Origin of the sequence: Priestia sp. FSL P4-0332 (genome assembly GCF_038005845.1) — a bacterium.
GTDB lineage: Bacteria > Bacillota > Bacilli > Bacillales > Bacillaceae_H > Priestia.
Genome location: NZ_JBBOUA010000001.1, coordinates 4,751,329 through 4,774,868, shown reverse-complemented (window position 1 = coordinate 4,774,868; position 23,540 = coordinate 4,751,329). Strand labels below are relative to the sequence as shown.

12 protein-coding genes, 20 tRNA genes and 3 rRNA genes are annotated in these 23,540 nt (G+C 42.2%); 33 read left to right on the top strand and 2 right to left on the bottom strand.

Annotation, left to right across the window (positions count from 1 at the left end; translation table 11 throughout):
• Positions 1–127 precede the first annotated feature (127 nt).
• From MKY06_RS25050 to MKY06_RS24915, 28 genes are all read left to right on the top strand, one after another.
• Positions 128–1,679: ribosomal RNA gene (locus tag MKY06_RS25050) — 16S ribosomal RNA — on the top strand.
• Between the two features lie 225 nt (positions 1,680–1,904).
• A 23S ribosomal RNA gene (locus MKY06_RS25045) occupies positions 1,905–4,840 on the top strand.
• Between the two features lie 109 nt (positions 4,841–4,949).
• A 5S ribosomal RNA gene (gene rrf, locus MKY06_RS25040) occupies positions 4,950–5,065 on the top strand.
• The 16S, 23S and 5S rRNA genes sit together here with 20 tRNA genes alongside, the layout of an rRNA operon.
• A gap of 9 nt (positions 5,066–5,074) precedes the next feature.
• Positions 5,075–5,150 (top strand) — tRNA-Val (locus MKY06_RS25035).
• 26 nt (positions 5,151–5,176) lie between these two features.
• A tRNA-Thr gene (locus MKY06_RS25030) sits at positions 5,177–5,252 on the top strand.
• Positions 5,253–5,260: 8 nt separating this feature from the next.
• Positions 5,261–5,336 (top strand) — tRNA-Lys (locus MKY06_RS25025).
• A gap of 13 nt (positions 5,337–5,349) precedes the next feature.
• Positions 5,350–5,431: transfer RNA gene (locus MKY06_RS25020), tRNA-Leu, on the top strand.
• Positions 5,432–5,454: 23 nt separating this feature from the next.
• Positions 5,455–5,529, top strand: a tRNA-Gly gene (locus MKY06_RS25015).
• Positions 5,530–5,543: 14 nt separating this feature from the next.
• Positions 5,544–5,632 (top strand) — tRNA-Leu (locus MKY06_RS25010).
• 9 nt (positions 5,633–5,641) lie between these two features.
• Positions 5,642–5,718, top strand: a tRNA-Arg gene (locus MKY06_RS25005).
• 4 nt (positions 5,719–5,722) lie between these two features.
• Positions 5,723–5,799 (top strand) — tRNA-Pro (locus tag MKY06_RS25000).
• A gap of 5 nt (positions 5,800–5,804) precedes the next feature.
• Positions 5,805–5,880, top strand: a tRNA-Ala gene (locus tag MKY06_RS24995).
• 30 nt (positions 5,881–5,910) lie between these two features.
• Positions 5,911–5,987, top strand: a tRNA-Met gene (locus MKY06_RS24990).
• A 27-nt stretch (positions 5,988–6,014) separates the two neighbouring features.
• A tRNA-Ser gene (locus MKY06_RS24985) sits at positions 6,015–6,107 on the top strand.
• Positions 6,108–6,132: 25 nt separating this feature from the next.
• Positions 6,133–6,209 (top strand) — tRNA-Met (locus tag MKY06_RS24980).
• 4 nt (positions 6,210–6,213) lie between these two features.
• Positions 6,214–6,289, top strand: a tRNA-Asp gene (locus tag MKY06_RS24975).
• Positions 6,290–6,297: 8 nt separating this feature from the next.
• A tRNA-Phe gene (locus MKY06_RS24970) sits at positions 6,298–6,373 on the top strand.
• Between the two features lie 10 nt (positions 6,374–6,383).
• Positions 6,384–6,459, top strand: a tRNA-His gene (locus tag MKY06_RS24965).
• Positions 6,460–6,470: 11 nt separating this feature from the next.
• Positions 6,471–6,544: transfer RNA gene (locus tag MKY06_RS24960), tRNA-Gly, on the top strand.
• A 6-nt stretch (positions 6,545–6,550) separates the two neighbouring features.
• Positions 6,551–6,627: transfer RNA gene (locus tag MKY06_RS24955), tRNA-Ile, on the top strand.
• A gap of 3 nt (positions 6,628–6,630) precedes the next feature.
• Positions 6,631–6,705: transfer RNA gene (locus MKY06_RS24950), tRNA-Asn, on the top strand.
• 3 nt (positions 6,706–6,708) lie between these two features.
• Positions 6,709–6,799 (top strand) — tRNA-Ser (locus MKY06_RS24945).
• 20 nt (positions 6,800–6,819) lie between these two features.
• Positions 6,820–6,891, top strand: a tRNA-Glu gene (locus tag MKY06_RS24940).
• Between the two features lie 293 nt (positions 6,892–7,184).
• Complete coding sequence (gene glgB / locus MKY06_RS24935) at positions 7,185–9,146, top strand: 1,4-alpha-glucan branching protein GlgB (protein ID WP_035438693.1); 1,962 nt, start codon at positions 7,185–7,187, stop codon at positions 9,144–9,146.
• The gene (locus MKY06_RS24930; RefSeq protein ID WP_025601713.1) at positions 9,097–10,248 is read left to right on the top strand and encodes a glucose-1-phosphate adenylyltransferase; all 1,152 of its coding nucleotides are present in this window, start codon (positions 9,097–9,099) and stop codon (positions 10,246–10,248) included. Before glgB ends, MKY06_RS24930 begins: the two co-directional genes overlap by 50 nt.
• A gap of 22 nt (positions 10,249–10,270) precedes the next feature.
• Positions 10,271–11,296, top strand: coding sequence for a glucose-1-phosphate adenylyltransferase family protein (locus MKY06_RS24925; protein ID WP_025601712.1), 1,026 nt, complete (start codon positions 10,271–10,273; stop codon positions 11,294–11,296).
• Entirely contained in the window at positions 11,293–12,723 is a 1,431-nt protein-coding gene (gene glgA, locus MKY06_RS24920) for a glycogen synthase GlgA (RefSeq protein ID WP_013059571.1), read from the top strand. The genes MKY06_RS24925 and glgA overlap by 4 nt, the downstream gene beginning before the upstream one ends.
• Before the next feature lie 13 nt (positions 12,724–12,736).
• The gene (locus MKY06_RS24915) at positions 12,737–15,148 is read left to right on the top strand and encodes a glycogen/starch/alpha-glucan phosphorylase (protein WP_025601709.1); all 2,412 of its coding nucleotides are present in this window, start codon (positions 12,737–12,739) and stop codon (positions 15,146–15,148) included.
• 38 nt (positions 15,149–15,186) lie between these two features.
• Here MKY06_RS24915 and MKY06_RS24910 read toward each other — a convergent pair whose 3' ends face one another.
• Together MKY06_RS24910 and MKY06_RS24905 are read right to left on the bottom strand one after the other, a co-directional pair.
• Positions 15,187–15,984: a TIGR00266 family protein gene (locus MKY06_RS24910; RefSeq protein ID WP_013059569.1), complete on the bottom strand. Its 798-nt coding sequence runs from the start codon at positions 15,982–15,984 to the stop codon at positions 15,187–15,189.
• Positions 15,985–16,078: 94 nt separating this feature from the next.
• Positions 16,079–16,831, bottom strand: a complete 753-nt coding sequence (locus MKY06_RS24905; RefSeq protein WP_013059568.1) for a TraR/DksA C4-type zinc finger protein — start codon at positions 16,829–16,831, stop codon at positions 16,079–16,081.
• A gap of 351 nt (positions 16,832–17,182) precedes the next feature.
• Between MKY06_RS24905 and MKY06_RS24900 the strand changes: the two genes are divergently transcribed.
• The 5 genes from MKY06_RS24900 to MKY06_RS24880 all read left to right on the top strand — a co-directional run bounded on the left by MKY06_RS24900 (position 17,183) and on the right by MKY06_RS24880 (position 23,539).
• Positions 17,183–18,604 carry an isochorismate synthase gene (locus MKY06_RS24900; RefSeq protein ID WP_098279030.1) on the top strand — a complete coding sequence of 474 codons (1,422 nt, stop codon included), beginning with the start codon at positions 17,183–17,185 and terminating at the stop codon, positions 18,602–18,604.
• Entirely contained in the window at positions 18,591–20,345 is a 1,755-nt protein-coding gene (menD, locus tag MKY06_RS24895; RefSeq protein ID WP_218215379.1) for a 2-succinyl-5-enolpyruvyl-6-hydroxy-3-cyclohexene-1-carboxylic-acid synthase, read from the top strand. The genes MKY06_RS24900 and menD overlap by 14 nt, the downstream gene beginning before the upstream one ends.
• Positions 20,346–20,348: 3 nt before the next feature.
• Positions 20,349–21,158 (top strand): 2-succinyl-6-hydroxy-2,4-cyclohexadiene-1-carboxylate synthase, encoded by an 810-nt coding sequence (gene menH / locus MKY06_RS24890; protein ID WP_289920136.1) that lies wholly within the window; start codon positions 20,349–20,351, stop codon positions 21,156–21,158.
• 16 nt (positions 21,159–21,174) lie between these two features.
• Positions 21,175–21,993, top strand: coding sequence for a 1,4-dihydroxy-2-naphthoyl-CoA synthase (gene menB, locus MKY06_RS24885; protein ID WP_013059564.1), 819 nt, complete (start codon positions 21,175–21,177; stop codon positions 21,991–21,993).
• An 82-nt stretch (positions 21,994–22,075) separates the two neighbouring features.
• Positions 22,076–23,539 (top strand): o-succinylbenzoate--CoA ligase, encoded by a 1,464-nt coding sequence (locus tag MKY06_RS24880; RefSeq protein ID WP_098279031.1) that lies wholly within the window; start codon positions 22,076–22,078, stop codon positions 23,537–23,539.
• The last annotated feature ends 1 nt before the right edge of the window (position 23,540 follow it).

Here is a 23,540-nt window from a genome sequence, read left to right as displayed (position 1 = left end):
TGACAACTAGGTTTCAACTTGTTATGATAGTAAAGTCGCTTAAGAGCGGCGGTTGAACTTTGAAAACTGAACAAAGCGACAAACGTCAACGTTAATTTTTATTTTTTAAATGAGCAAGTCAAACATTTCTTCGGAGAGTTTGATCCTGGCTCAGGATGAACGCTGGCGGCGTGCCTAATACATGCAAGTCGAGCGAACTGATTAGAAGCTTGCTTCTATGACGTTAGCGGCGGACGGGTGAGTAACACGTGGGCAACCTGCCTGTAAGACTGGGATAACTTCGGGAAACCGAAGCTAATACCGGATAGGATCTTCTCCTTCATGGGAGATGATTGAAAGATGGTTTCGGCTATCACTTACAGATGGGCCCGCGGTGCATTAGCTAGTTGGTGAGGTAACGGCTCACCAAGGCAACGATGCATAGCCGACCTGAGAGGGTGATCGGCCACACTGGGACTGAGACACGGCCCAGACTCCTACGGGAGGCAGCAGTAGGGAATCTTCCGCAATGGACGAAAGTCTGACGGAGCAACGCCGCGTGAGTGATGAAGGCTTTCGGGTCGTAAAACTCTGTTGTTAGGGAAGAACAAGTACGAGAGTAACTGCTCGTACCTTGACGGTACCTAACCAGAAAGCCACGGCTAACTACGTGCCAGCAGCCGCGGTAATACGTAGGTGGCAAGCGTTATCCGGAATTATTGGGCGTAAAGCGCGCGCAGGCGGTTTCTTAAGTCTGATGTGAAAGCCCACGGCTCAACCGTGGAGGGTCATTGGAAACTGGGGAACTTGAGTGCAGAAGAGAAAAGCGGAATTCCACGTGTAGCGGTGAAATGCGTAGAGATGTGGAGGAACACCAGTGGCGAAGGCGGCTTTTTGGTCTGTAACTGACGCTGAGGCGCGAAAGCGTGGGGAGCAAACAGGATTAGATACCCTGGTAGTCCACGCCGTAAACGATGAGTGCTAAGTGTTAGAGGGTTTCCGCCCTTTAGTGCTGCAGCTAACGCATTAAGCACTCCGCCTGGGGAGTACGGTCGCAAGACTGAAACTCAAAGGAATTGACGGGGGCCCGCACAAGCGGTGGAGCATGTGGTTTAATTCGAAGCAACGCGAAGAACCTTACCAGGTCTTGACATCCTCTGACAACTCTAGAGATAGAGCGTTCCCCTTCGGGGGACAGAGTGACAGGTGGTGCATGGTTGTCGTCAGCTCGTGTCGTGAGATGTTGGGTTAAGTCCCGCAACGAGCGCAACCCTTGATCTTAGTTGCCAGCATTTAGTTGGGCACTCTAAGGTGACTGCCGGTGACAAACCGGAGGAAGGTGGGGATGACGTCAAATCATCATGCCCCTTATGACCTGGGCTACACACGTGCTACAATGGATGGTACAAAGGGCTGCAAGACCGCGAGGTCAAGCCAATCCCATAAAACCATTCTCAGTTCGGATTGTAGGCTGCAACTCGCCTACATGAAGCTGGAATCGCTAGTAATCGCGGATCAGCATGCCGCGGTGAATACGTTCCCGGGCCTTGTACACACCGCCCGTCACACCACGAGAGTTTGTAACACCCGAAGTCGGTGGAGTAACCGTAAGGAGCTAGCCGCCTAAGGTGGGACAGATGATTGGGGTGAAGTCGTAACAAGGTAGCCGTATCGGAAGGTGCGGCTGGATCACCTCCTTTCTAAGGATTTTTACATGACGTACGTTTTGACACTTTGTTCAGTTTTGAGAGTTCAATCTCTCAATTATAGAAAGCACACTACTTTCTTCTTATTAGATAAGAAGAATTTTGGTTGCGATTGTTCTTTGAAAACTAGATAACAGTAATTGCTGAGGAAAAGTGAAACTTTTCTTTAATCAAACCAATAAATAACACAACAATATGTTGTACCATTTATTCGCTAATGGTTAAGTTAGAAAGGGCGCACGGTGAATGCCTTGGCACTAGGAGCCGATGAAGGACGGGACTAACACCGATATGCTTCGGGGAGCTGTAAGTGAGCTTTGATCCGGAGATTTCCGAATGGGGAAACCCACTGTTCGTAATGGAACAGTATCTTTATCTGAATACATAGGATATTGAAGGCAGACCCGGGGAACTGAAACATCTAAGTACCCGGAGGAAGAGAAAGCAAATGCGATTTCCTGAGTAGCGGCGAGCGAAACGGAATTAGCCCAAACCAAGAGGCTTGCCTCTTGGGGTTGTAGGACACTCTATACGGAGTTACAAAGGAACGAAGTAAATGAAGCGACCTGGAAAGGTCCGTCGAAGAAGGTAACAACCCTGTAGTTGAAACTTCGTTCCCTCTTGAGTGGATCCTGAGTACGGCGGAACACGTGAAATTCCGTCGGAAGCTGGGAGGACCATCTCCCAAGGCTAAATACTACCTAGTGACCGATAGTGAACCAGTACCGTGAGGGAAAGGTGAAAAGCACCCCGGAAGGGGAGTGAAAGAGATCCTGAAACCGTGTGCCTACAAGTAGTCAGAGCCCGTTAACGGGTGATGGCGTGCCTTTTGTAGAATGAACCGGCGAGTTACGATCCCATGCAAGGTTAAGCTGATAAGGCGGAGCCGTAGCGAAAGCGAGTCTGAATAGGGCGTTTAGTATGTGGTTGTAGACCCGAAACCAGGTGATCTACCCATGTCCAGGGTGAAGTTCAGGTAACACTGAATGGAGGCCCGAACCCACGCACGTTGAAAAGTGCGGGGATGAGGTGTGGGTAGCGGAGAAATTCCAATCGAACCTGGAGATAGCTGGTTCTCTCCGAAATAGCTTTAGGGCTAGCCTCATGTTGTGAGAGTCTTGGAGGTAGAGCACTGATTGGACTAGGGGCCCCCAACGGGTTACCGAATTCAGTCAAACTCCGAATGCCAAAGACTTATCCATGGGAGTCAGACTGCGAGTGATAAGATCCGTAGTCAAAAGGGAAACAGCCCAGACCACCAGCTAAGGTCCCCAAGTATACGTTAAGTGGAAAAGGATGTGGAGTTGCTTAGACAACCAGGATGTTGGCTTAGAAGCAGCCACCATTTAAAGAGTGCGTAATAGCTCACTGGTCGAGTGACTCTGCGCCGAAAATGTACCGGGGCTAAACGTATCACCGAAGCTGTGGATTGACATCTTTGATGTCAGTGGTAGGAGAGCGTTCTAAGTGCAGTGAAGTCAGACCGTAAGGACTGGTGGAGCGCTTAGAAGTGAGAATGCCGGTATGAGTAGCGAAAGACAAGTGAGAATCTTGTCCACCGAATGCCTAAGGTTTCCTGAGGAAGGCTCGTCCGCTCAGGGTTAGTCGGGACCTAAGCCGAGGCTGAAAAGCGTAGGCGATGGCCAACAGGTTGATATTCCTGTACCACCTCCCCGCCGTTTGAGTAATGGGGGGACGCAGTAGGATAGGGTAAGCGCGCTGCTGGATATGCGCGTTCAAGCAGTTAGGCTGATGAGTAGGCAAATCCGCTCATCATAAAGGCTGAGCTGTGATGACGAGGGAATTATAGTACCGAAGTTCCTGATTCCACACTGCCAAGAAAAGCCTCTAGCGAGGCGGGAGGTGCCCGTACCGCAAACCGACACAGGTAGGCGAGGAGAGAATCCTAAGGTGATCGAGAGAACTCTCGTTAAGGAACTCGGCAAAATGACCCCGTAACTTCGGGAGAAGGGGTGCTCTGGTAGGGTGTATAGCCCGAGAGAGCCGCAGTGAATAGGCCCAGGCGACTGTTTAGCAAAAACACAGGTCTCTGCGAAGCCGCAAGGCGAAGTATAGGGGCTGACGCCTGCCCGGTGCTGGAAGGTTAAGAGGAGGGGTTATCCTTTGGGAGAAGCTCTGAATCGAAGCCCCAGTAAACGGCGGCCGTAACTATAACGGTCCTAAGGTAGCGAAATTCCTTGTCGGGTAAGTTCCGACCCGCACGAAAGGCGTAACGATCTGGGCACTGTCTCAACGAGAGACTCGGTGAAATTATAGTACCTGTGAAGATGCAGGTTACCCGCGACAGGACGGAAAGACCCCGTGGAGCTTTACTGTAGCCTGATATTGAATTTTGGTACAGCTTGTACAGGATAGGTAGGAGCCTGAGAAGCCGGAGCGCTAGCTTCGGTGGAGGCGTCGGTGGGATACTACCCTGGCTGTATTGAAATTCTAACCCGCGGCCCTGATCGGGCCGGGAGACAGTGTCAGGTGGGCAGTTTGACTGGGGCGGTCGCCTCCTAAAATGTAACGGAGGCGCCCAAAGGTTCCCTCAGAATGGTTGGAAATCATTCGTAGAGTGTAAAGGCACAAGGGAGCTTGACTGCGAGACCTACAAGTCGAGCAGGGACGAAAGTCGGGCTTAGTGATCCGGTGGTTCCGCATGGAAGGGCCATCGCTCAACGGATAAAAGCTACCCCGGGGATAACAGGCTTATCTCCCCCAAGAGTCCACATCGACGGGGAGGTTTGGCACCTCGATGTCGGCTCATCGCATCCTGGGGCTGTAGTCGGTCCCAAGGGTTGGGCTGTTCGCCCATTAAAGCGGTACGCGAGCTGGGTTCAGAACGTCGTGAGACAGTTCGGTCCCTATCCGTCGTGGGCGTAGGAAATTTGAGAGGAGCTGTCCTTAGTACGAGAGGACCGGGATGGACACACCGCTGGTGTACCAGTTGTCTTGCCAAAGGCATCGCTGGGTAGCTATGTGTGGACGGGATAAGTGCTGAAAGCATCTAAGCATGAAGCCCCCCTCAAGATGAGATTTCCCATAGCGCAAGCTAGTAAGATCCCTGAAAGATGATCAGGTTGATAGGTCAGAGGTGGAAGCGTGGCGACATGTGTAGCTGACTGATACTAATCGATCGAGGACTTAACCAAACTTTAAAAGCGTAAGCTTTACTCAGCAAGCTGTTATCTAGTTTTGAAAGAATAAATCTTTCGAAAAAAAGTATTGCTTTCTTTATAAAATAGTGTATAATATAATATGTCTGGTGGCGATAGCGAAGAGGTCACACCCGTTCCCATACCGAACACGGAAGTTAAGCTCTTTAGCGCCAATGGTAGTTGGGACTTTGTCCCTGTGAGAGTAGGACGTTGCCAGGCTTATATATCGGAGGATTAGCTCAGCTGGGAGAGCACCTGCCTTACAAGCAGGGGGTCGGCGGTTCGATCCCGTCATCCTCCACCATCGACTATTTAAGTCAGAGATTGCACGCCGGTGTAGCTCAATTGGTAGAGCAACTGACTTGTAATCAGTAGGTTGGGGGTTCAAGTCCTCTTGCCGGCACCATTTTTTTCGAGCCATTAGCTCAGTTGGTAGAGCATCTGACTTTTAATCAGAGGGTCGAAGGTTCGAGTCCTTCATGGCTCACCATTTATATTCACACGCGGGTGTGGCGGAATTGGCAGACGCGCTAGACTTAGGATCTAGTGTCTTACGACGTGGGGGTTCAAGTCCCTTCACCCGCATCTTTCATTAATTTCATATATGCGCGGAAGTAGTTCAGTGGTAGAACACCACCTTGCCAAGGTGGGGGTCGCGAGTTCGAACCTCGTCTTCCGCTCCACATATATAAGTCCTGCCGGGGTGGTGGAATTGGCAGACACACAGGACTTAAAATCCTGCGGTAGGTGACTACCGTGCCGGTTCAAGTCCGGCCCTCGGCACCATTTTAATAAGCGCCCGTAGCTCAATTGGATAGAGCGTTTGACTACGGATCAAAAGGTTAGGGGTTCGACTCCTCTCGGGCGCGCCATAAACGGGAAGTAGCTCAGCTTGGTAGAGCACTTGGTTTGGGACCAAGGGGTCGCAGGTTCGAATCCTGTCTTCCCGACCATTTAAGGGGCCTTAGCTCAGCTGGGAGAGCGCCTGCCTTGCACGCAGGAGGTCAGCGGTTCGATCCCGCTAGGCTCCACCAATTAAACTGAATAATTGTAACGAATAATATGGCGGTGTAGCTCAGCTGGCTAGAGCGTACGGTTCATACCCGTGAGGTCGTGGGTTCGACTCCCTCCGCCGCTACCATATAAGTTACATTTGTTATAAATATACGGAGGAATACCCAAGTCCGGCTGAAGGGATCGGTCTTGAAAACCGACAGGGGTGTTAAAGCCCGCGGGGGTTCGAATCCCTCTTCCTCCGCCATTTATTTATATCATATTCATATCATCGCGGGGTGGAGCAGTTCGGTAGCTCGTCGGGCTCATAACCCGAAGGTCGCAGGTTCAAATCCTGTCCCCGCAACCAAAGTGGTCCCGTGGTGTAGCGGTTAACATGCCTGCCTGTCACGCAGGAGATCGCGGGTTCGATTCCCGTCGGGACCGCCATTTTGTTTGGCTCGGTAGCTCAGTTGGTAGAGCAAAGGACTGAAAATCCTTGTGTCGGCGGTTCGATTCCGTCCCGAGCCACCATTTTAAGACGGCGATTGTGGCGAAGTGGTTAACGCACCGGATTGTGGTTCCGGCATTCGTGGGTTCGATTCCCATCAGTCGCCCCATCTTAAGTAACGCGGGTGTAGTTTAGTGGTAAAACCTCAGCCTTCCAAGCTGATGTCGTGAGTTCGATTCTCATCACCCGCTCCAAATGAAGGGCCTATAGCTCAGCTGGTTAGAGCGCACGCCTGATAAGCGTGAGGTCGGTGGTTCGAGTCCACTTAGGCCCACCATATTCCACAGTAGCTCAGTGGTAGAGCTATCGGCTGTTAACCGATCGGTCGTAGGTTCGAGTCCTACCTGTGGAGCCATATGGAGAAGTACTCAAGTGGCTGAAGAGGCGCCCCTGCTAAGGGTGTAGGTCGTGTAAGCGGCGCGAGGGTTCAAATCCCTCCTTCTCCGCCAGTCGTTTTAAATTTAAATATGGCCCGTTGGTCAAGCGGTTAAGACACCGCCCTTTCACGGCGGTAACACGGGTTCGAATCCCGTACGGGTCATCTCAAAAAGGTTTGCATACATGCAAACCTTTTTTATTTGCGCTTTTTTAAAGATTAAGTAAACAGAAATAATAGTTAGGAATAATTACCATGAATTTTCAGAATAAAAAGTAAGTTTTAAGCAGGATTTTCCCTATATCATATGGAATTATTCATAAAGTAATAAAGTATGAAGAGTATGGGATAAAGAGTAATTTAAAAGAACATTTATTCTATTATATTTGTAGAAAAGGTTTATGTTTTTACTGTAAAAGGGAATGAGTGGTAAGAAGCGTATATTATGTGCGTATATTATGTTTGAAGTTAAAGGGGTGGCAAAAGTGAATCTAGCGGTTCAGCCTACTGAATTTGATGTTCATTTGTATCACGAAGGAAACTTATTTCGCAGTTACTCTATTTTCGGTGCGCATCAGGTAACGGTAGAAGGAATTGAAGGCGTACGATTTTGCGTGTGGGCACCTCATGCAAAGGGTGTAAGCGTTGTAGGTGATTTTAATAAATGGAACGGTTTTCAACATTCAATGGTTAAAGTTAATGAAGAAGGTATTTGGATGACATTTATCCCTGAATTAGAACAAGGGACTATTTATAAATATGAAATCATCACACAAAGCAATCAAAAAAAATTAAAAGCAGATCCATACGCTTTCTTCAGTGAAGTGCGTCCAAACACTGCGTCTATTGTTTACTCATTGGATGGCTACAAATGGAACGACCAATATTGGCGTAGAAAGAAAAAACAGCAAAATATATATGAAAGACCACTGTGTATTTACGAGCTGCATGCAGGGTCTTGGAGGACTCATGAAGATGGCAGCCTTTATACATACAGTGAATTAGCACAGGAGCTTATTCCTTATATTGCTGAACAAGGTTTTACACATATTGAGTTATTACCAGTCATTGAGCATCCGCTCGACCGATCCTGGGGATATCAAGGAATTGGATACTATTCTGCTACCAGTCGATACGGTACACCTAAAGAGTTGATGAACTTTATAGATGAGTGTCATCAAAACAATATAGGGGTTCTTTTAGACTGGGTACCCGGGCATTTTTGTAAGGATGAACATGGTCTGTATATGTTCGATGGAGAACCTACTTATGAATACAAACAAGAACCCGATCGTGAAAACTACGTTTGGGGAACAGCTAATTTCGATTTAGGAAAGCCTGAAGTACAAAGTTTTCTGATTTCGAACGCTTTGTTTTGGTTGGAGTACTTCCATATAGATGGATTTCGAGTAGATGCTGTAGCTAATATGCTTTATTGGCAAAATTCTTCTGGAAAAGCAGTGAATGATGGAGCTGTCAGCTTCTTGAAAAAGTTGAACGAAGCTGTTTTTGAATCTGATGAAACGATATTAATGATGGCAGAAGATTCAACGGACTGGCCGCTTGTTACAGCACCTACGTATGAGGGCGGTTTAGGCTTTAATTATAAGTGGAACATGGGATGGATGAATGACGTTTTAACATACATGGAAGCTGGCGTGGAAAGACGTCCCTATCTTCACGATAAAATGACCTTTTCACTAATGTATGCGTTTAACGAAAACTTTATTTTGCCGCTTTCTCATGATGAAGTCGTACATGGGAAAAAATCATTACTTAATAAAATGCCAGGTGATTACTGGCGCAAGTTTGCACAGCTTCGACTGCTATATGGATATTTCTTTGCACACCCTGGGAAAAAGCTTTTATTTATGGGCGGAGAGTTTGGGCAATTTGATGAGTGGAAAGATTTAGAGGAGTTGGATTGGATGCTTTATGACTTTGACATGCATCGCAATCTTAACGGATATATGAAAGATCTCATCAAGATTTATAAGAGAAGCAAGCCTTTATATGAATTAGACCATAATCCAGATGGATTTGAATGGATTGATGTTAACAACCATCATCAACAAATTTTCTCTTTTATTCGTAAGTCGAAAGAAAATCAGGAGATTTTTATAGTTGTTAGCAATTTTTCTGAGCATCCATATCATTCTTACAAAGTTGGAGTTCCAGTTGAGACAGAGTACATTGAAGTTATTAACAGTGATGACGAAGTGTACGGCGGTTCAGGCATTGTAAATAAAAAGGCATTAAAATCAGTGGGTGAATCGTTTCACGGCCAACCTTTTTGCATTGAAATGAATATTCCGCCGTTTGGCATTAGTATACTACGAGCAAAGAGAAAACGAGGGGAGAGAAAACAACATGTTAAAAAAGAAATGCGTAGCGATGTTATTGGCAGGAGGAAAAGGTAGTCGGCTAAGTTCACTTACAAAAAATCTAGCAAAGCCAGCTGTACCATTTGGTGGTAAGTATCGAATTATTGATTTTGCTTTAAGTAATTGTACAAATTCAGGTATTGAAACAGTAGGTGTGTTAACACAATACCAACCGCTAGTTCTCAATTCATACATTGGAATTGGAAGCGCTTGGGATTTGGACCGACGGAATGGTGGCGTCACGGTATTGCCTCCATACGCGGAGTCAGATGGAGTAAAGTGGTATAAAGGGACGGCTAGTGCTATTTATGAAAATTTAAACTATTTAACACAATATGATCCTGAGTACGTACTGATTCTATCAGGTGATCACATTTATAAAATGAACTATGAAAATATGCTTGATTATCATATAAACAAAGAAGCAGACGTAACGATTTCTGTTGTTGAAGTACCTTGGGAGGAAGCGAGCCGTTTTGGTATTTTAAATACAAATAGTGACCTAGACGTAATGGAGTTCGATGAAAAGCCTCAGCGTCCTAAAAACAATCTAGCTTCCATGGGGATTTATATTTTTAAATGGAGTATTTTAAAAGAATATTTAGAAATGGATGCACGCAATCCATATTCAAGCCATGATTTTGGTAAAGATGTTATTCCGCTTTTACTAGATGAAAAGAAAAAGCTAATTGCATACCCATTCCAAGGTTATTGGAAAGATGTAGGAACTGTAAAAAGCTTGTGGGAAGCGAATATGGATTTGTTATGTGATAAAGACGAGCTTAATTTATTTGACTCTTCATGGAAAGTATACTCTGTTAACCCTAATCAGCCTCCTCAATATATCGCGCCAAACGCCTGCGTGGTGGAGTCATTAGTAAATGAAGGGTGCGTTGTTGAAGGAAACGTAGAGCAGTCCGTGTTATTTCCAGGTGTACAAATCGGCTCAGGTTCTGAGATCAAGAAAACGGTTGTCATGCCTACTGCAAAGATAGGTTCTAACGTATATATTGAAAACGCAATTGTTCCATCGGACATTGAAGTTCCAGACGGTACTATTATTCGACCGACCAAAGGAAGCGAAGAAGTAATTCTTGTTACTCAAGAATTGATTGAATCAGTTGCTAAATGCATTTAACGAACAGAGAGGATGAACGACATTGAATAATCAAATGCTTGGTATTATTGATGCTTGTACAAACACAACAGCGCTGCAGCCTTTAACCTTTTATAGATCGATTGCTGCCATTCCTTTTGCAGGACGCTATCGATTAATCGATTTTACGCTTTCTAATATGGTGAACTCTGGAATTTCGAGCGTTGCCATTTTTCCTCGTGATCGCTATCGCGCATTGATGGATCATATAGGTTCAGGAAAAGAGTGGGATTTGGATCGGAAGCGAGATGGATTGTTTATCTTCCCTCCTATGACAAGTGATTTACACTTAGAAAGTCCATCACTATTCACGCAGTTCCGTTATCATATTGATTATTTCTTAAGAAGTAAGCAGGAATACGTATTAATTGCGAATAGTTATACGATATGTACAGTTGACTTTGAGCACGTGCTGCAACGTCATATTGCTTCAAATGCAGATATTACTGAAATGAAGCAGGGTGATAAACCGCTTAATATGTATATTATTAATAAATCTATTCTAGTTAATATTTTGCAAAATGAATCCCATGATTTTTATACGATTAAAGAAATGGTTCGATATATGGCACAATCTCATCGTGTAGAAAAGTATGAGCACCATGGATATACGGCTGAGATTTCTAGCTTAGATGCCTACTATAAAACAAGTATGGAAATTTTATCTCCAGATGTTTGGAAGCAGCTATTTATCAACGAACGTCCTGTTTTCACTAAAGTAAAAGATGAACCGCCTACTCGTTACGCAAAAAAAGCGGTTGTGAAAAACTCAATGATCGCAAACGGGTGCGTGATTGAAGGGCATGTGGAAAATAGTATTATCTTCCGAGGTGTTAAAATTGGAAAAGGTACGGTCGTTAAGAATAGCATTGTGATGCAAAAAGGCGTTATTTTAGAAAATAGTGTATTAGAAAATGTTGTTTTAGACAAAGATGTGAAAATAGGAAGTAATGAAACGTTGCTAGGTGAGTCAGGTCTACCTAGAGTCATTGCTAAAGGAACAACTCAAGGAGCGTTGATGAAGTCGTGAATGTATTATTTGCTGTATCAGAATGTGTACCTTTTATTAAAACAGGAGGATTAGCAGACGTAGCTGGTGCCCTGCCTAAAGAATTAAAAAAGTTAGGAACGAACGTATGTGTAGTCATGCCAAAGTACGGAACGATTCCTCAACATTATCAAGATGAAATGGTGCTTGAAAAAGTTATTCATGTGCAGGTTGGGTGGAGAAGACAGTACTGCGGAATTGAATCGTTAACGATGGATGGCGTTAAATATATTTTCATTGATAATGAATATTATTTTAAAAGAGATAGCTTATATGGGCACTACGATGACGCTGAACGATTTGCTTTTTTCAGCAGAGCCGTGCTTGAAGCTATCCCATTTTTAGAGAATGAGCCTGATATTATTCATTGTCACGACTGGCATACGGCTATGATTCCATTTTTACTTCGTGCTAATTATGATATGTATGATCATATTCAGACGGTCTTTACGATTCATAACTTGCAATTCCAAGGAATTTTCCCTAAGAGCAATTTATATGAGTTATTAAATTTAAATGATTATTATTTTACTACAAGCCAGCTCGAGTTTTATGGGAATATTAATTTTATGAAAGCTGCGCTTGTATCAGCTGATAAAATTACCACGGTAAGTCCTACATATCGAGATGAAATTCAAATGCCATATTACGGAGAAAGTTTAGATGGATTATTGCGTCAGCGAAATCAAGATTTAATTGGGATTGTAAATGGAATCGATGAAGAAGCTTATAGTCCAGACGCAGATCAGCTTATATCTTATCCTTATTCGGTAGAAGAGATTGAAGGAAAATATAAAAATAAAAAAGAGCTCCAGCGCTATCTTGAATTAGAAGAAAATAAGGATGTTCCAATTATTTCGATGGTTACAAGGTTAACTCAGCAGAAGGGGCTGGATTTAGTTAAGCACGTTTTCCATGAGACGGTTAACTTAGGAGCCCAAATTGTTATTTTAGGAACTGGAGAACACGAGTTTGAGCAGTTTTTCCGTGAGATGGAAGATACGTACCCCCAACAAGTAAAAGCCATTATTGGTTTTAATGAGGAACTTGCTCATAAAGTTTATGCCGGTACGGATTTATTTTTAATGCCTTCCCGTTTTGAGCCTTGCGGACTCGGACAATTAATAGCCTTAAAATATGGAACCATTCCAGTCGTGCGTGAAACGGGCGGCCTGAATGACACGGTCAAAGCTTATAATGAATATAGGGGAGAGGGAAATGGCTTCTCTTTTAAGAATTATAATGCTCACGACATGCTTCATACGTTAGAAAGAGCTGTTTCATTTTATCACCAGAAAGATGTATGGAAAAAATTAATGATGGATGCTATGAGTCAGGATTATAGCTGGGGACAATCGGCATTTAAATATAATCAATTGTATTCAAATTTGACATCTACTCCATCGTGAAAGGGTGAGCAGATTGTTCTCTGATAAAAAAAGCTTTCAAGAGGCTTTTTTAAAAAAGCTGGAAATGACATATGGAAAGAGCTTTAAAGAATCTACTGTTCAAGATCACTATCATACATTAGGCAATATGGTGCGAGAGTATATTAGCAGCGATTGGATTTCAACCAATGAAATTCATAGGTCTTCACATACAAAGCAAGTGTATTATCTTTCTATCGAATTTTTATTAGGCAGACTATTGGGTCAAAATCTGTTGAACTTAGGAATTCGGGAAGTTGTAAAAGAAGGATTAAGTGATCTGAATATTTCACTTGAAAATATTGAGGAAATAGAAGTAGACGCAGGATTAGGGAACGGTGGATTAGGCAGGCTTGCTGCTTGTTTTTTAGATTCTCTTGCTTCACTTAATCTTCCAGGCCACGGTTATGGAATTCGCTATAAACACGGTTTGTTTGATCAAAAGATTGTAAACGGCTTTCAAATTGAGCTCCCAGAACAGTGGTTAAGGCATGGGAATTCATGGGAAGTACGCAAATTAGATCAAGCCATAGAAGTGAACTTTTGGGGCGAAGTTGAAATGGTACAGGAAGACGGAAAATTCTCTTTTCGTCATGTAAAAGGAGAACCCGTCTCTGCTGTTCCTTATGACATCCCGGTTATCGGGTATAAAACAGATACTGTGAATACACTTCGCCTTTGGAATGCGGAGCCTTCATCATTTCCAGTACATAAAGATGTGATGGAGTATAAGCGTCAAACAGAGGCTGTATCAGAATTTTTATATCCGGATGATACACATGAAGATGGTAAAATATTAAGATTGAAACAGCAATATTTTCTTGTGTCAGCTAGCTTACAAAGTATTATCAGAGCACATCGAAATACCTATCAAACACTTACAAACTTTCACGAAAAAGTAGCCATTCATATTAACGATACGCATCCTGTACTTGCGATTCCTGAGCTAATGAGAATTTTACTGGATGAAGAAAAAATGGAATGGGAAGATGCATGGCATATTACGTCCAATACCATATCATACACAAATCATACGACTCTTTCTGAAGCCCTTGAGAAATGGCCGATTGATTTATTTCAACCCTTGCTTCCACGCGTGTATATGATTATTGAAGAAATTAATGAGCGTTTTTGTAAAGAATTATGGGAATCATATCCAGGTGACTGGCAGCGAATTGAAAATATGGCTATTTTAGCGCACGGGTTAGTAAAGATGGCTCATTTAGCAATTGTGGGAAGTTATAAAGTAAACGGCGTGGCAAAGATTCATACTGATATTTTAAAAGAACGAGAAATGAAAGATTTTTATCAGTTTTATCCTGCTAAATTTAACAATAAAACGAATGGAATTACCCACCGGCGCTGGTTGTTAAAAGCTAACCCGCAGCTTTCCTCCCTTATTACCGAGGTGATAGGAGATAAATGGATTAAACAGCCGCATTCTCTTATAAAGCTCCAAGAGTATGTGAAAGATCCAAGCTTTTTACAAGGACTAAAAACAGTAAAACAACAGCGTAAAAAGCTGCTTGCGGATATTATTCAAGAGCAAACGGGAATTAAAATAGATTCTAATTCTATTTTTGATGTACAGGTTAAAAGGCTTCATGCTTATAAAAGACAGCTTTTAAATGTGCTGCACATTATGTATTTGTACAATCGATTAAAAGAAGACCCTAATTTTCAAATCGTTCCTCGTACATTTATTTTTGGTGCAAAAGCTTCTCCCGGCTATTATTATGCAAAAAAAGTCATCAAGCTAATTAATTCTGTAGCTGATGTTGTCAATCATGATCCACAAACATCACCGTTCTTAAAAGTCGTTTTTTTAGAAAACTATCGAGTGTCACTTGCTGAGTATATCTTTCCTGCAGCGGATGTCAGTGAACAGATTTCAACCGCCAGCAAAGAAGCTTCGGGAACGGGAAATATGAAATTCATGATGAACGGAGCGTTAACTCTTGGCACCATGGACGGAGCGAACGTCGAAATTAGCGAGGCAGTAGGAAAAGATAATGTCTTTATTTTTGGATTAAAAGCCGAAGAAGTGTTGAGCTATCAGCAAAATGGAGGATACCGTGCCTATGATTATTACCATCATGATAAGCGGATTCGACAAGTGCTCGAGCGGCTTACAAACGGCTTCCTGCCTGACACATATGACTTATTCGAGCCTATATATGATTCATTATTAATGCAAAATGATGAATACTATGTGCTCCGTGACTTTGACTCATACGTTACGGCACAGCAAAAAGTAAACGAAGCTTATAGAAATGAAAATAAATGGCTTCAAATGAGTGCGACGAACATTGCACATTCCGGCTTTTTTTCGAGTGATCGAACGATTGAGGAATATGCATCTGATATTTGGGGAATTCACTCCACTAAAAATTTATTAAATCAATAAATAAAAAAGGTGTAGTCAAAGACTACACCTTTTTTATTTTATCTGTTGTCACCGTTTAAGAAATCACCTAAAGAACCAAGGATACTGCCTTCACCTTTACCTCCCGTTGGCGAAACTGCACTTGATAAAACGCGATCGGCTAGTCGGCTAAAAGGAAGAGATTGAATCCAAACTGTTCCCGGTCCTGACAGAGTAGCAAAAAACATGCCTTCTCCTCCAAACAGAGCTGTTTTAATTTTCCCTACATATTCGATGTTGTAGTTTACATCACGGGTCATGGCCACTAAACATCCAGTATCCACACGAAGGCGTTCACCCGGCTGCAGCTGTCTTTTATGAATGGTGCCGCCTGCATGCAAAAATGCCAAGCCATTACCTTCTAATTTTTGCATAATAAAACCTTCACCGCCAAAGAAGCCCGTTCCTAGTTTTTTTTGAAAATCAATGCCAACGGATACGCCTTTGGCAGCGCATAAAAAGGAGCTTTTTTGACAAATGATTTTATGATCGAGCTGCTCTAAATCGACAGGAATAATCTTACCTGGAAATGGTGAAGCGAAAGATACTTTTCGTTTGTGATATCCGTTATTTGTATATACCGTCATAAATAAACTTTCACCAGTTAATACGCGTTTCCCAGCTCCTTTTAGTTTATTAAAAAGCCCGCTGCTGTTGGAGGAAGAACCGTCACCAAAAATGGTTTCCATCTCAATATCATCTTCCATCATCATCATTCCTCCAGCTTCTGCTATAACACTTTCTGAAGGATCTAATTCAATTTCAACAAACTGCATGTCATCTCCATACAATTTATAATCAATTTCATGTGCATTCATCATTTTCACCTCATTATTAATTCTAATCTCCTATTCATTCGATATCATCTCCCATTGCTCCTACTAAAAATAGAAAAAAGAGTAGTATGAAGAACTACTCCTTTTCAGTGTATGGATCTTTCTCATAGGCCGGTAAATCTCCAAATATGGTCATCGTACCTTCTTCATCCAGTGCATTTTCGTATCGCTCATGCTCTTTTGAAGGGTAAATAGGAAGAGGCTGTCCATATAAATCGGTAGCGGCAAAGTTTTCATAATCTTCAACGTACCCGATGGCTTCATCTGCCTCAATATAGGTTTCACTATAGTTAGACGTATCTTCTATAAAATCAGAAGGAGATTCAGACGTCCCGTAACGCGCAACGTCTTGCCAAGAATCTTCTGCGTCATATCCTGTCGTTTCGGTATCGTCATAGTCGTATTGACCAAATGGGTGATGGAGAACATTTTCTTCTACAGGTCTGTGCTTTGGAATATCCTGTGATGGGCTATGTTCTCTACAGTATAAAGTAGTCGGTACAGCCTGAAGTCTTTCAAACGAGATATCTGCTCCGCATACTTTGCATGTTCCATACGTGCTGTGAGCGATTGCCTGAAGTGCTTCTTCTATTTCATGTAGCTCTTGTTTTGCATGTTCATTTAGTGCAAGGTCTTTTTCACGCTCGTATGTTTCCGTGGCTGTGTCACCAGGGTGGTTATCGTAGCTTGAAAGTTCTCCTACAGCATCGTGAGCGTCGCTTCGAGTTAGACCAAAATGATCATTTTGGTCAAAGTGCGATTGAATATCAGCCTGCTGCTGCTGTAAATTTTGTTTTAACTGACTGATTTCTTGTTTTGAAAGTGTCATGAAGCTCCCCCTTAAAAATTTATTGTGCTTTTGTAGTATGTGTTAAAAATTCAAAAAAACACGATTCATATTAGGAGTATTTGGGGTATTCATGAAGCTAAGAGAGAAAAGGAGTGGAAAATTAAAGAAAGTTAAAGGTTATAGAAAAGGGTATGATAAAAATAACGTTCTCGAGGTTTAAGGAGTACTAAATAGATCATAAAGATTTTTGATTCATTTAATAAAAACGCATAATTTAGACAAGCGAAATTAATTTTTTCTGGCGAATCGCGATGCTAGATTTTTTTGAACTGAAAGTTTATAATAAGTTAGTTACAGACTTAAGAAAAAAGATGAACGGGGGGACGTAGTGTGATTGCAACGACCGAACAGTTAGTACAAGAATACATTAAAGATGCGATTGAGTGTGCAAAAAATGAAAATCAGCCAAAATTGGTCAGTTTAGTGAAAAAAGTAAGACCTATTGACCCCCTTATTTTTTATGCGAACGGACATGACCAGTTTTATAAAGAACGCTTTTTTTGGAAAGATCCCAACAGTTATTATACATTTGTTGGATTAGGATATGCGCATACTATTTGCACCAATGCGGCAAAAGAACGTTATTTCCACATTGAAAATGAATGGAAGCGCTTTATAAAAGAAGACTTTTATAAAAATAACCAAATTTTCCCGGATGGGACAGGTCCTCTTTTATTTGGAGGATTTTCATTTGACCCAAATCAGTATCGAGAAAACTATTGGAGTGATTTCCCGAGTTCAAAATTTATGATTCCAACTGTGTTATATACTCAGGTAGACAAAGAAGGATACCTTACCGTTAATATGATGGTTAAAGGACAAGATTCTGTTAAAAAGCACATCAATTATTTCGAAGAGGTCCAAAAGCTTGTTCTTTGTGAAGAGTACGACGGGGAATCTCATATTTCACCTTTGCTGTTGGAAAAAGGGGAAATTGGGGTAGAGAAATTTAAAGGAAATGTTGAAAGAGCTACTACTTTAATTAAGCAACAGGCTATAGAGAAAGTGGTTCTTGCTCGTCAATTAAAAGTAAAATTTAATGAAGATATTTCTACTGAATACGTGCTTCAGCGTCTGTTAAAGGAACAGCCAACTAGCTACACATATATTTTAGAGGGAGAGCATCAGCATTTTATCGGCGCTTCCCCAGAAAGGCTAGTGCAAAAACAAGGAGATTATGTGTTTTCCACTTGTTTAGCGGGTTCGATTCCAAGAGGAAAGACAAGGCAGGAAGATCACGAACTAGGTGAGGAATTGCTTCAAGATCCCAAGAACTTAATTGAACACGATGTTGTTGTTCATATGATTAAAGAAGCGATGAATTCTTATTGTTATGAAGTAGAAATTCCAAGTACGCCAAGTTTATATAAAACAAAGCATATTCAACATTTGTATACACCTGTTAAAGGGCGTATAAAGGAAGATGTAACGCTATTTTCATTTATTCAAAAGCTCCATCCAACACCAGCGCTAGGAGGATATCCTCAACAGGAGGCCTTGCCTATTATTCGACAGCTAGAATCCTTTGACCGAGGGTGGTATGCAGCTCCTTTAGGGTGGATGGATATCAACGGAAACGGTGAATTTATAGTAGGAATCCGCTCCGCTGTTATTCAGCAGAAAGAAGCCGTTTTATTTGCGGGCTGTGGAATTGTAGCAGATTCTACGCCTGAAAGTGAATATGAAGAAACAAGAATTAAATTCAACCCGATGCTTTCAGCTTTAGGAGGGATTATGCGTGGAACACATTAAATCATTAACAACGTATATTGCGTCATTCGTGGATGAATTAGTAGAAGCAAATGTTGAAGAAGTAGTGGTCAGTCCAGGGTCACGTTCAACGCCTATTGCGATGCTCATGGCTGAACACCCTGATATTCATGTGTACTTAAATATTGATGAACGTTCCGCCGGCTTTTTTGCTCTAGGAATAGCAAAAGCAAAGAAAAAACCAGTGGTGCTTGTATGTACATCTGGAACAGCTGCAGCGAATTATTATCCTGCAGTAATTGAAGCTCACTACTCACGCATTCCTTTAGTAGTTATCACAGCGGATCGGCCGCATGAGTTAAGGGATATAGGTGCCCCGCAGGCCATTAATCAGAATCATCTTTTCGGTCAATATGCGAAGTGGTTTGTAGATACAGCTTTACCAGAAGAAAGTGCAGATATGAATCGTTATATTCGAACAGTAGCTTCAAGGGCTGTTCATACAGCTCAAGCTATACCGAGCGGTCCTGTACACATTAACGTACCTTTACGTGAACCGATTGTACCAGATTTGTCTATTGAACATTTATGGAGTCAAGGGAAACGCGGTAAATCATATGTGGCTGCTATTCATGGAGAAGCATCTCTATCTGAAAAAGGATTCGAAGAAATTGCGAAGCGCTTAAAGGGAACAACAAAAGGACTTATTATATGCGGAGACCAAATGTCTTTAAAAGCAGTAGACAGCGTATGCCGTTTAGCTGAATCTTTAAGCTTTCCGGTCCTTGCAGATCCGTTATCACAATTAAGAAGCGGCAAGCATTCAAAAGAAAATGTAATAGAGACATATGATACATTTTTAAAAAGTGATAAGGTTGATGAGCGTTTTCACCCGGAAGTTGTCATTCGTTTTGGCGCGATGCCGGTATCGAAACCGCTATTGCAATTTTTGAAAGCACACGAGCCGACAGAAATGTTTGTAGTTGACCAAGGTAAAGGCTGGAGAGATCCTACTTTGCGTTCAACAGTGATGATTGAAGCCGATGATACATTATTTTGTGAAGAACTGATCAAGCGTCTTTCAGCGAATCAAGAGGAGTCTACTTCATGGCTGAGGCTGTGGAAAAAGATTAATGCTCAAACTGCACAGGCTTTGAGAACATTAACTTCTGGCCAGGAATGGTTCGAAGGACAAGTAGTTCAAGAAATTGTTGATGTAGTACCTGAAGGCACGGCTTTGTTTGCTGGAAATTCAATGCCTGTTCGAGATATTGATTCTTTCTTCTTAAATACGGAAAAAGATATTCCACTCTTTGTAAATCGGGGAGCAAATGGAATTGATGGTGTAGTTTCGTCTGCTCTAGGCGTAAGCACGGCTTACGATCACACCGTTTTATTTATTGGTGACCTATCGTTTTATCACGATTTAAATGGTCTGCTGGCAGCTAAAATGCATAATTTGAATTTAACCGTTGTGCTAGTTAACAATGACGGCGGAGGAATTTTTTCATTTTTACCGCAGTCAAAACAAGAAAAGCACTTTGAATTTTTATTTGGTACGCCAACTGGATTAAATTTTGAGCATGCCACGCGTTTGTATGATGGCACATTTTCTTCAGCAAGCAGCTGGGAAGAATTTCGACATGCAATGAACCATGCTTTCGTAAAAGGCGGGTTGCATGTTGTAGAGATTCGTACAACTCGTACAGAAAATGTAGAGACTCATCGCAGTTTGTGGAAACTTGTTTCCGGGGAAATAAATTTGTCAAACGGTGAGGAATAAGCAATGATGTATCAATTAAATGGTGTATCTTACTATGTGCACACCGAGGGAAAAGGAGAGCCGCTGCTTCTGCTTCACGGCTTTACCGGTTCTTCTCAAACTTGGCGTACCTTTATGAAGAAATTCGTTAAAGACTATCAGGTGATTGCTGTTGATATTATTGGTCATGGCCAATCAGCAGCTCCGAAAGAAATCAAACCATATTCAATGGAAGCAGTTGTTGAAGCACTGCATGAGCTTCTTCAACAGCTATCTCTATCACAGGTGAATGTAATTGGATATTCGATGGGAGGAAGGCTTGCTCTTTCATTTGCTCAGCGATATCCACACCTTGTGAAAAAGTTGGTATTAGAAAGCGCATCGCCTGGTTTAAAAACGCGAGAAGAACAAAAGCTAAGAAAAGAAAAAGATGAACAGCTGGCGAGCCGCATTATGAAAAATGGTATTGAAGAATTTGTAAACTTTTGGGAGGGAATCCCTCTTTTTAGTTCTCAAAAGCAATTGCCTAGCCATGTTCAAGAAGCGGTGCGTAAAGAAAGACTTTCGCATACAGAAACCGGCCTTTCCAACAGTTTGAAAGGAATGGGAACAGGAGTCCAGCCGTCACTTTGGGAGAAGCTGGACAATCTGTTGATGCCGGTTTTGCTTATTACAGGAGAAGTAGATCAAAAGTTTTGTTTAATTTCCAAAGAAATGCAAACATTAATACCAAATGCTACTTCTAGAATTATTTTAGGGACAGGCCATGCAATTCACGTGGAACAACCCGAGATTTTTGGTAGAATAGTAAGTGAGTTCTTAGCTACTACATAATTAGGAGGAAATAAAGATGACAGTTGAATGGACATCAGCACGTCAGTATGAAGACATTTTATACGAAACATATAACGGAATCGCTAAAATTACGATTAACCGTCCGGAAGTGCACAATGCATTCCGTCCAAAAACAGTAATGGAATTGATCGATGCATTTGCTTATGCTCGTGACGATGCAAGTATTGGAGTAATTGTATTAGCAGGTGCTGGAGATAAAGCATTTTGCTCAGGCGGAGACCAAAAAGTTCGCGGCCACGGCGGCTATGTAGGAGAAGATGAAATTCCACGTCTAAACGTTCTAGATTTACAGCGCTTAATTCGTGTAATTCCAAAGCCGGTTGTTGCGATGGTATCAGGCTATGCAATTGGTGGAGGCCACGTTCTTCACGTTGTATGTGACTTAACAATTGCAGCGGATAACGCAGTCTTTGGACAAACAGGTCCTAAAGTTGGAAGCTTCGATGCAGGATATGGCTCTGGTTACTTAGCTCGCATCGTAGGTCATAAGAAAGCGCGTGAGATCTGGTTCTTATGCCGTCAGTACAACGCTCAAGAAGCACTAGACATGGGATTAGTAAACACGGTCGTTCCATTAGAACAGCTTGAAGCTGAAACAATTCAATGGTGTGAAGAGATGTTAGAAAAAAGTCCAACCGCTCTTCGTTTCTTAAAAGCAGCATTTAATGCTGATACGGATGGCTTAGCTGGTATCCAGCAATTTGCGGGTGACGCAACGCTTCTTTATTACACAACCGATGAGGCAAAAGAAGGTCGCGATGCATTTAAGGAAAAACGCAATCCAGACTTCCAACAGTTCCCACGTTTCCCTTAAACAGCTGAAACAGCTTGGTGATTATCATCAGGCTGTTTTTTCAATTTAATTTAGTTAATCAGTATAAAAAGGAGAGAAATTCATGAGTAGCCAAACGATTCCCAATGGGCTTATGCAAAGAGCATATTTGACGCCAAATCGAGTGGCGGTAGAAACACCGCAAACGTCTCTTACGTTTCATGAGCTTCATAAACGTGTTCAAAAAGTAGCACAGCAGCTTTCTTTTAACGGTGTAAAGCAAGACGATACCATTGCTTTATACATGAAAAATAGAGTGGAGTTTATTGAGATTTTACATGCGGTTTCTTATATTGGCGCCCGGTTGCTGCTCGTCAACACGCGTTTGACAAACGAAGAAATTAATTATCAGCTAACAGATGCAAACGTGTCGTTGCTTATTGCGGATGAAACATTTTTAATGAGAGAATTCCAAAGTTCCATTACTCAGCTTACTTTACCTGCTTTAAAAAGTTCTCCAGAAGCAGAAACAGGTTTTCAAAAAACGTGGAATCTCGAGGAGACATTCACCATTATGTATACGTCTGGAACAACAGGTCATCCAAAAGGAGTGCTGCAGACATATGGAAATCACTGGTGGAGTTCCGTTGGCTCAGCGCTTAATTTAGGATTAAATGAAAAAGACTGCTGGCTTATAGCGGTTCCTTTGTTTCATATTAGCGGCTTATCTATTTTAATGCGGAGCGTCTTTTACGGAATGAAAATCATTTTAGAAGAACGGTTTGAAGCAAGAGCAGTAAATGAAGCGATTGAAAACAAAGGGGTAACGATTATTTCGGTTGTCACTTCCATGCTATCCAATATGCTTGATGAGTTAGGGGAACGGAAATATCCGCATACGTTTCGCTGCATGCTTTTAGGAGGAGGACCTGCACCGCTTACTATTTTAGAGGCTTGTGTGAATAAAGAAATTCCTGTTTATCAAACGTATGGAATGACAGAAACATCTTCACAGTTCGTTACCCTTTCACCTGAAGACAGTTTGCGAAAACTGGGATCAGCAGGTAAACCATTATTTCCATGTGCAATGAAAATTGTAGATGAAAAAGGAAATGAAACAAGCGAAGCAGGAGAAATCATTGTTAAAGGTCCAAATGTTACAAAAGGATATTTAAATAAACCTGAAGCTACTGAAAAAGCCCTTCAACAAGGCTGGTTCTATACAGGAGATATCGGGAAAGTGGATGAAGAAGGCTTCCTATATGTATTAGACAGACGTTCGGACCTCATTATTTCAGGTGGAGAAAATGTATATCCAGCTGAAATTGAAAATATTTTATTGAAGCACCCTGCTGTTAAAGAGGCTGGTGTAACGGGAGTAGCCGATGAAAAATGGGGACAAGTTCCGGCAGCATGCATCGTTACAAAAGAAGACGTTTCAGATGAAGAATTATCTTTACACATGCAACAATTTTTAGCGAAGTACAAACTTCCAAAGTATTTCGTTCGAGTAGAGGAGCTGCCGCGAACGGCTTCTAATAAAATCATACGCCGGAAGCTATCATCGTTCATACAGAAAGGTAGTTAAT

Excerpts from the sequence above, each read along its gene's own strand:
- MKY06_RS24880 (WP_098279031.1), top strand. The coding sequence starts at position 22,076 with ATGAGTAGCCAAACGATTCCCAATGGGCTTATGCAAAGAGCATATTTG.
- MKY06_RS24910 (WP_013059569.1), bottom strand. The coding sequence starts at position 15,984 with ATGAATGCACATGAAATTGATTATAAATTGTATGGAGATGACATGCAG.
- glgB (WP_035438693.1), top strand. The coding sequence starts at position 7,185 with ATGTTTGAAGTTAAAGGGGTGGCAAAAGTGAATCTAGCGGTTCAGCCT.
- menB (WP_013059564.1), top strand. The coding sequence starts at position 21,175 with ATGACAGTTGAATGGACATCAGCACGTCAGTATGAAGACATTTTATAC.
- MKY06_RS24930 (WP_025601713.1), top strand. The coding sequence starts at position 9,097 with ATGTTAAAAAAGAAATGCGTAGCGATGTTATTGGCAGGAGGAAAAGGT.
- menH (WP_289920136.1), top strand. The coding sequence starts at position 20,349 with ATGATGTATCAATTAAATGGTGTATCTTACTATGTGCACACCGAGGGA.
- MKY06_RS24905 (WP_013059568.1), bottom strand. The coding sequence starts at position 16,831 with ATGACACTTTCAAAACAAGAAATCAGTCAGTTAAAACAAAATTTACAG.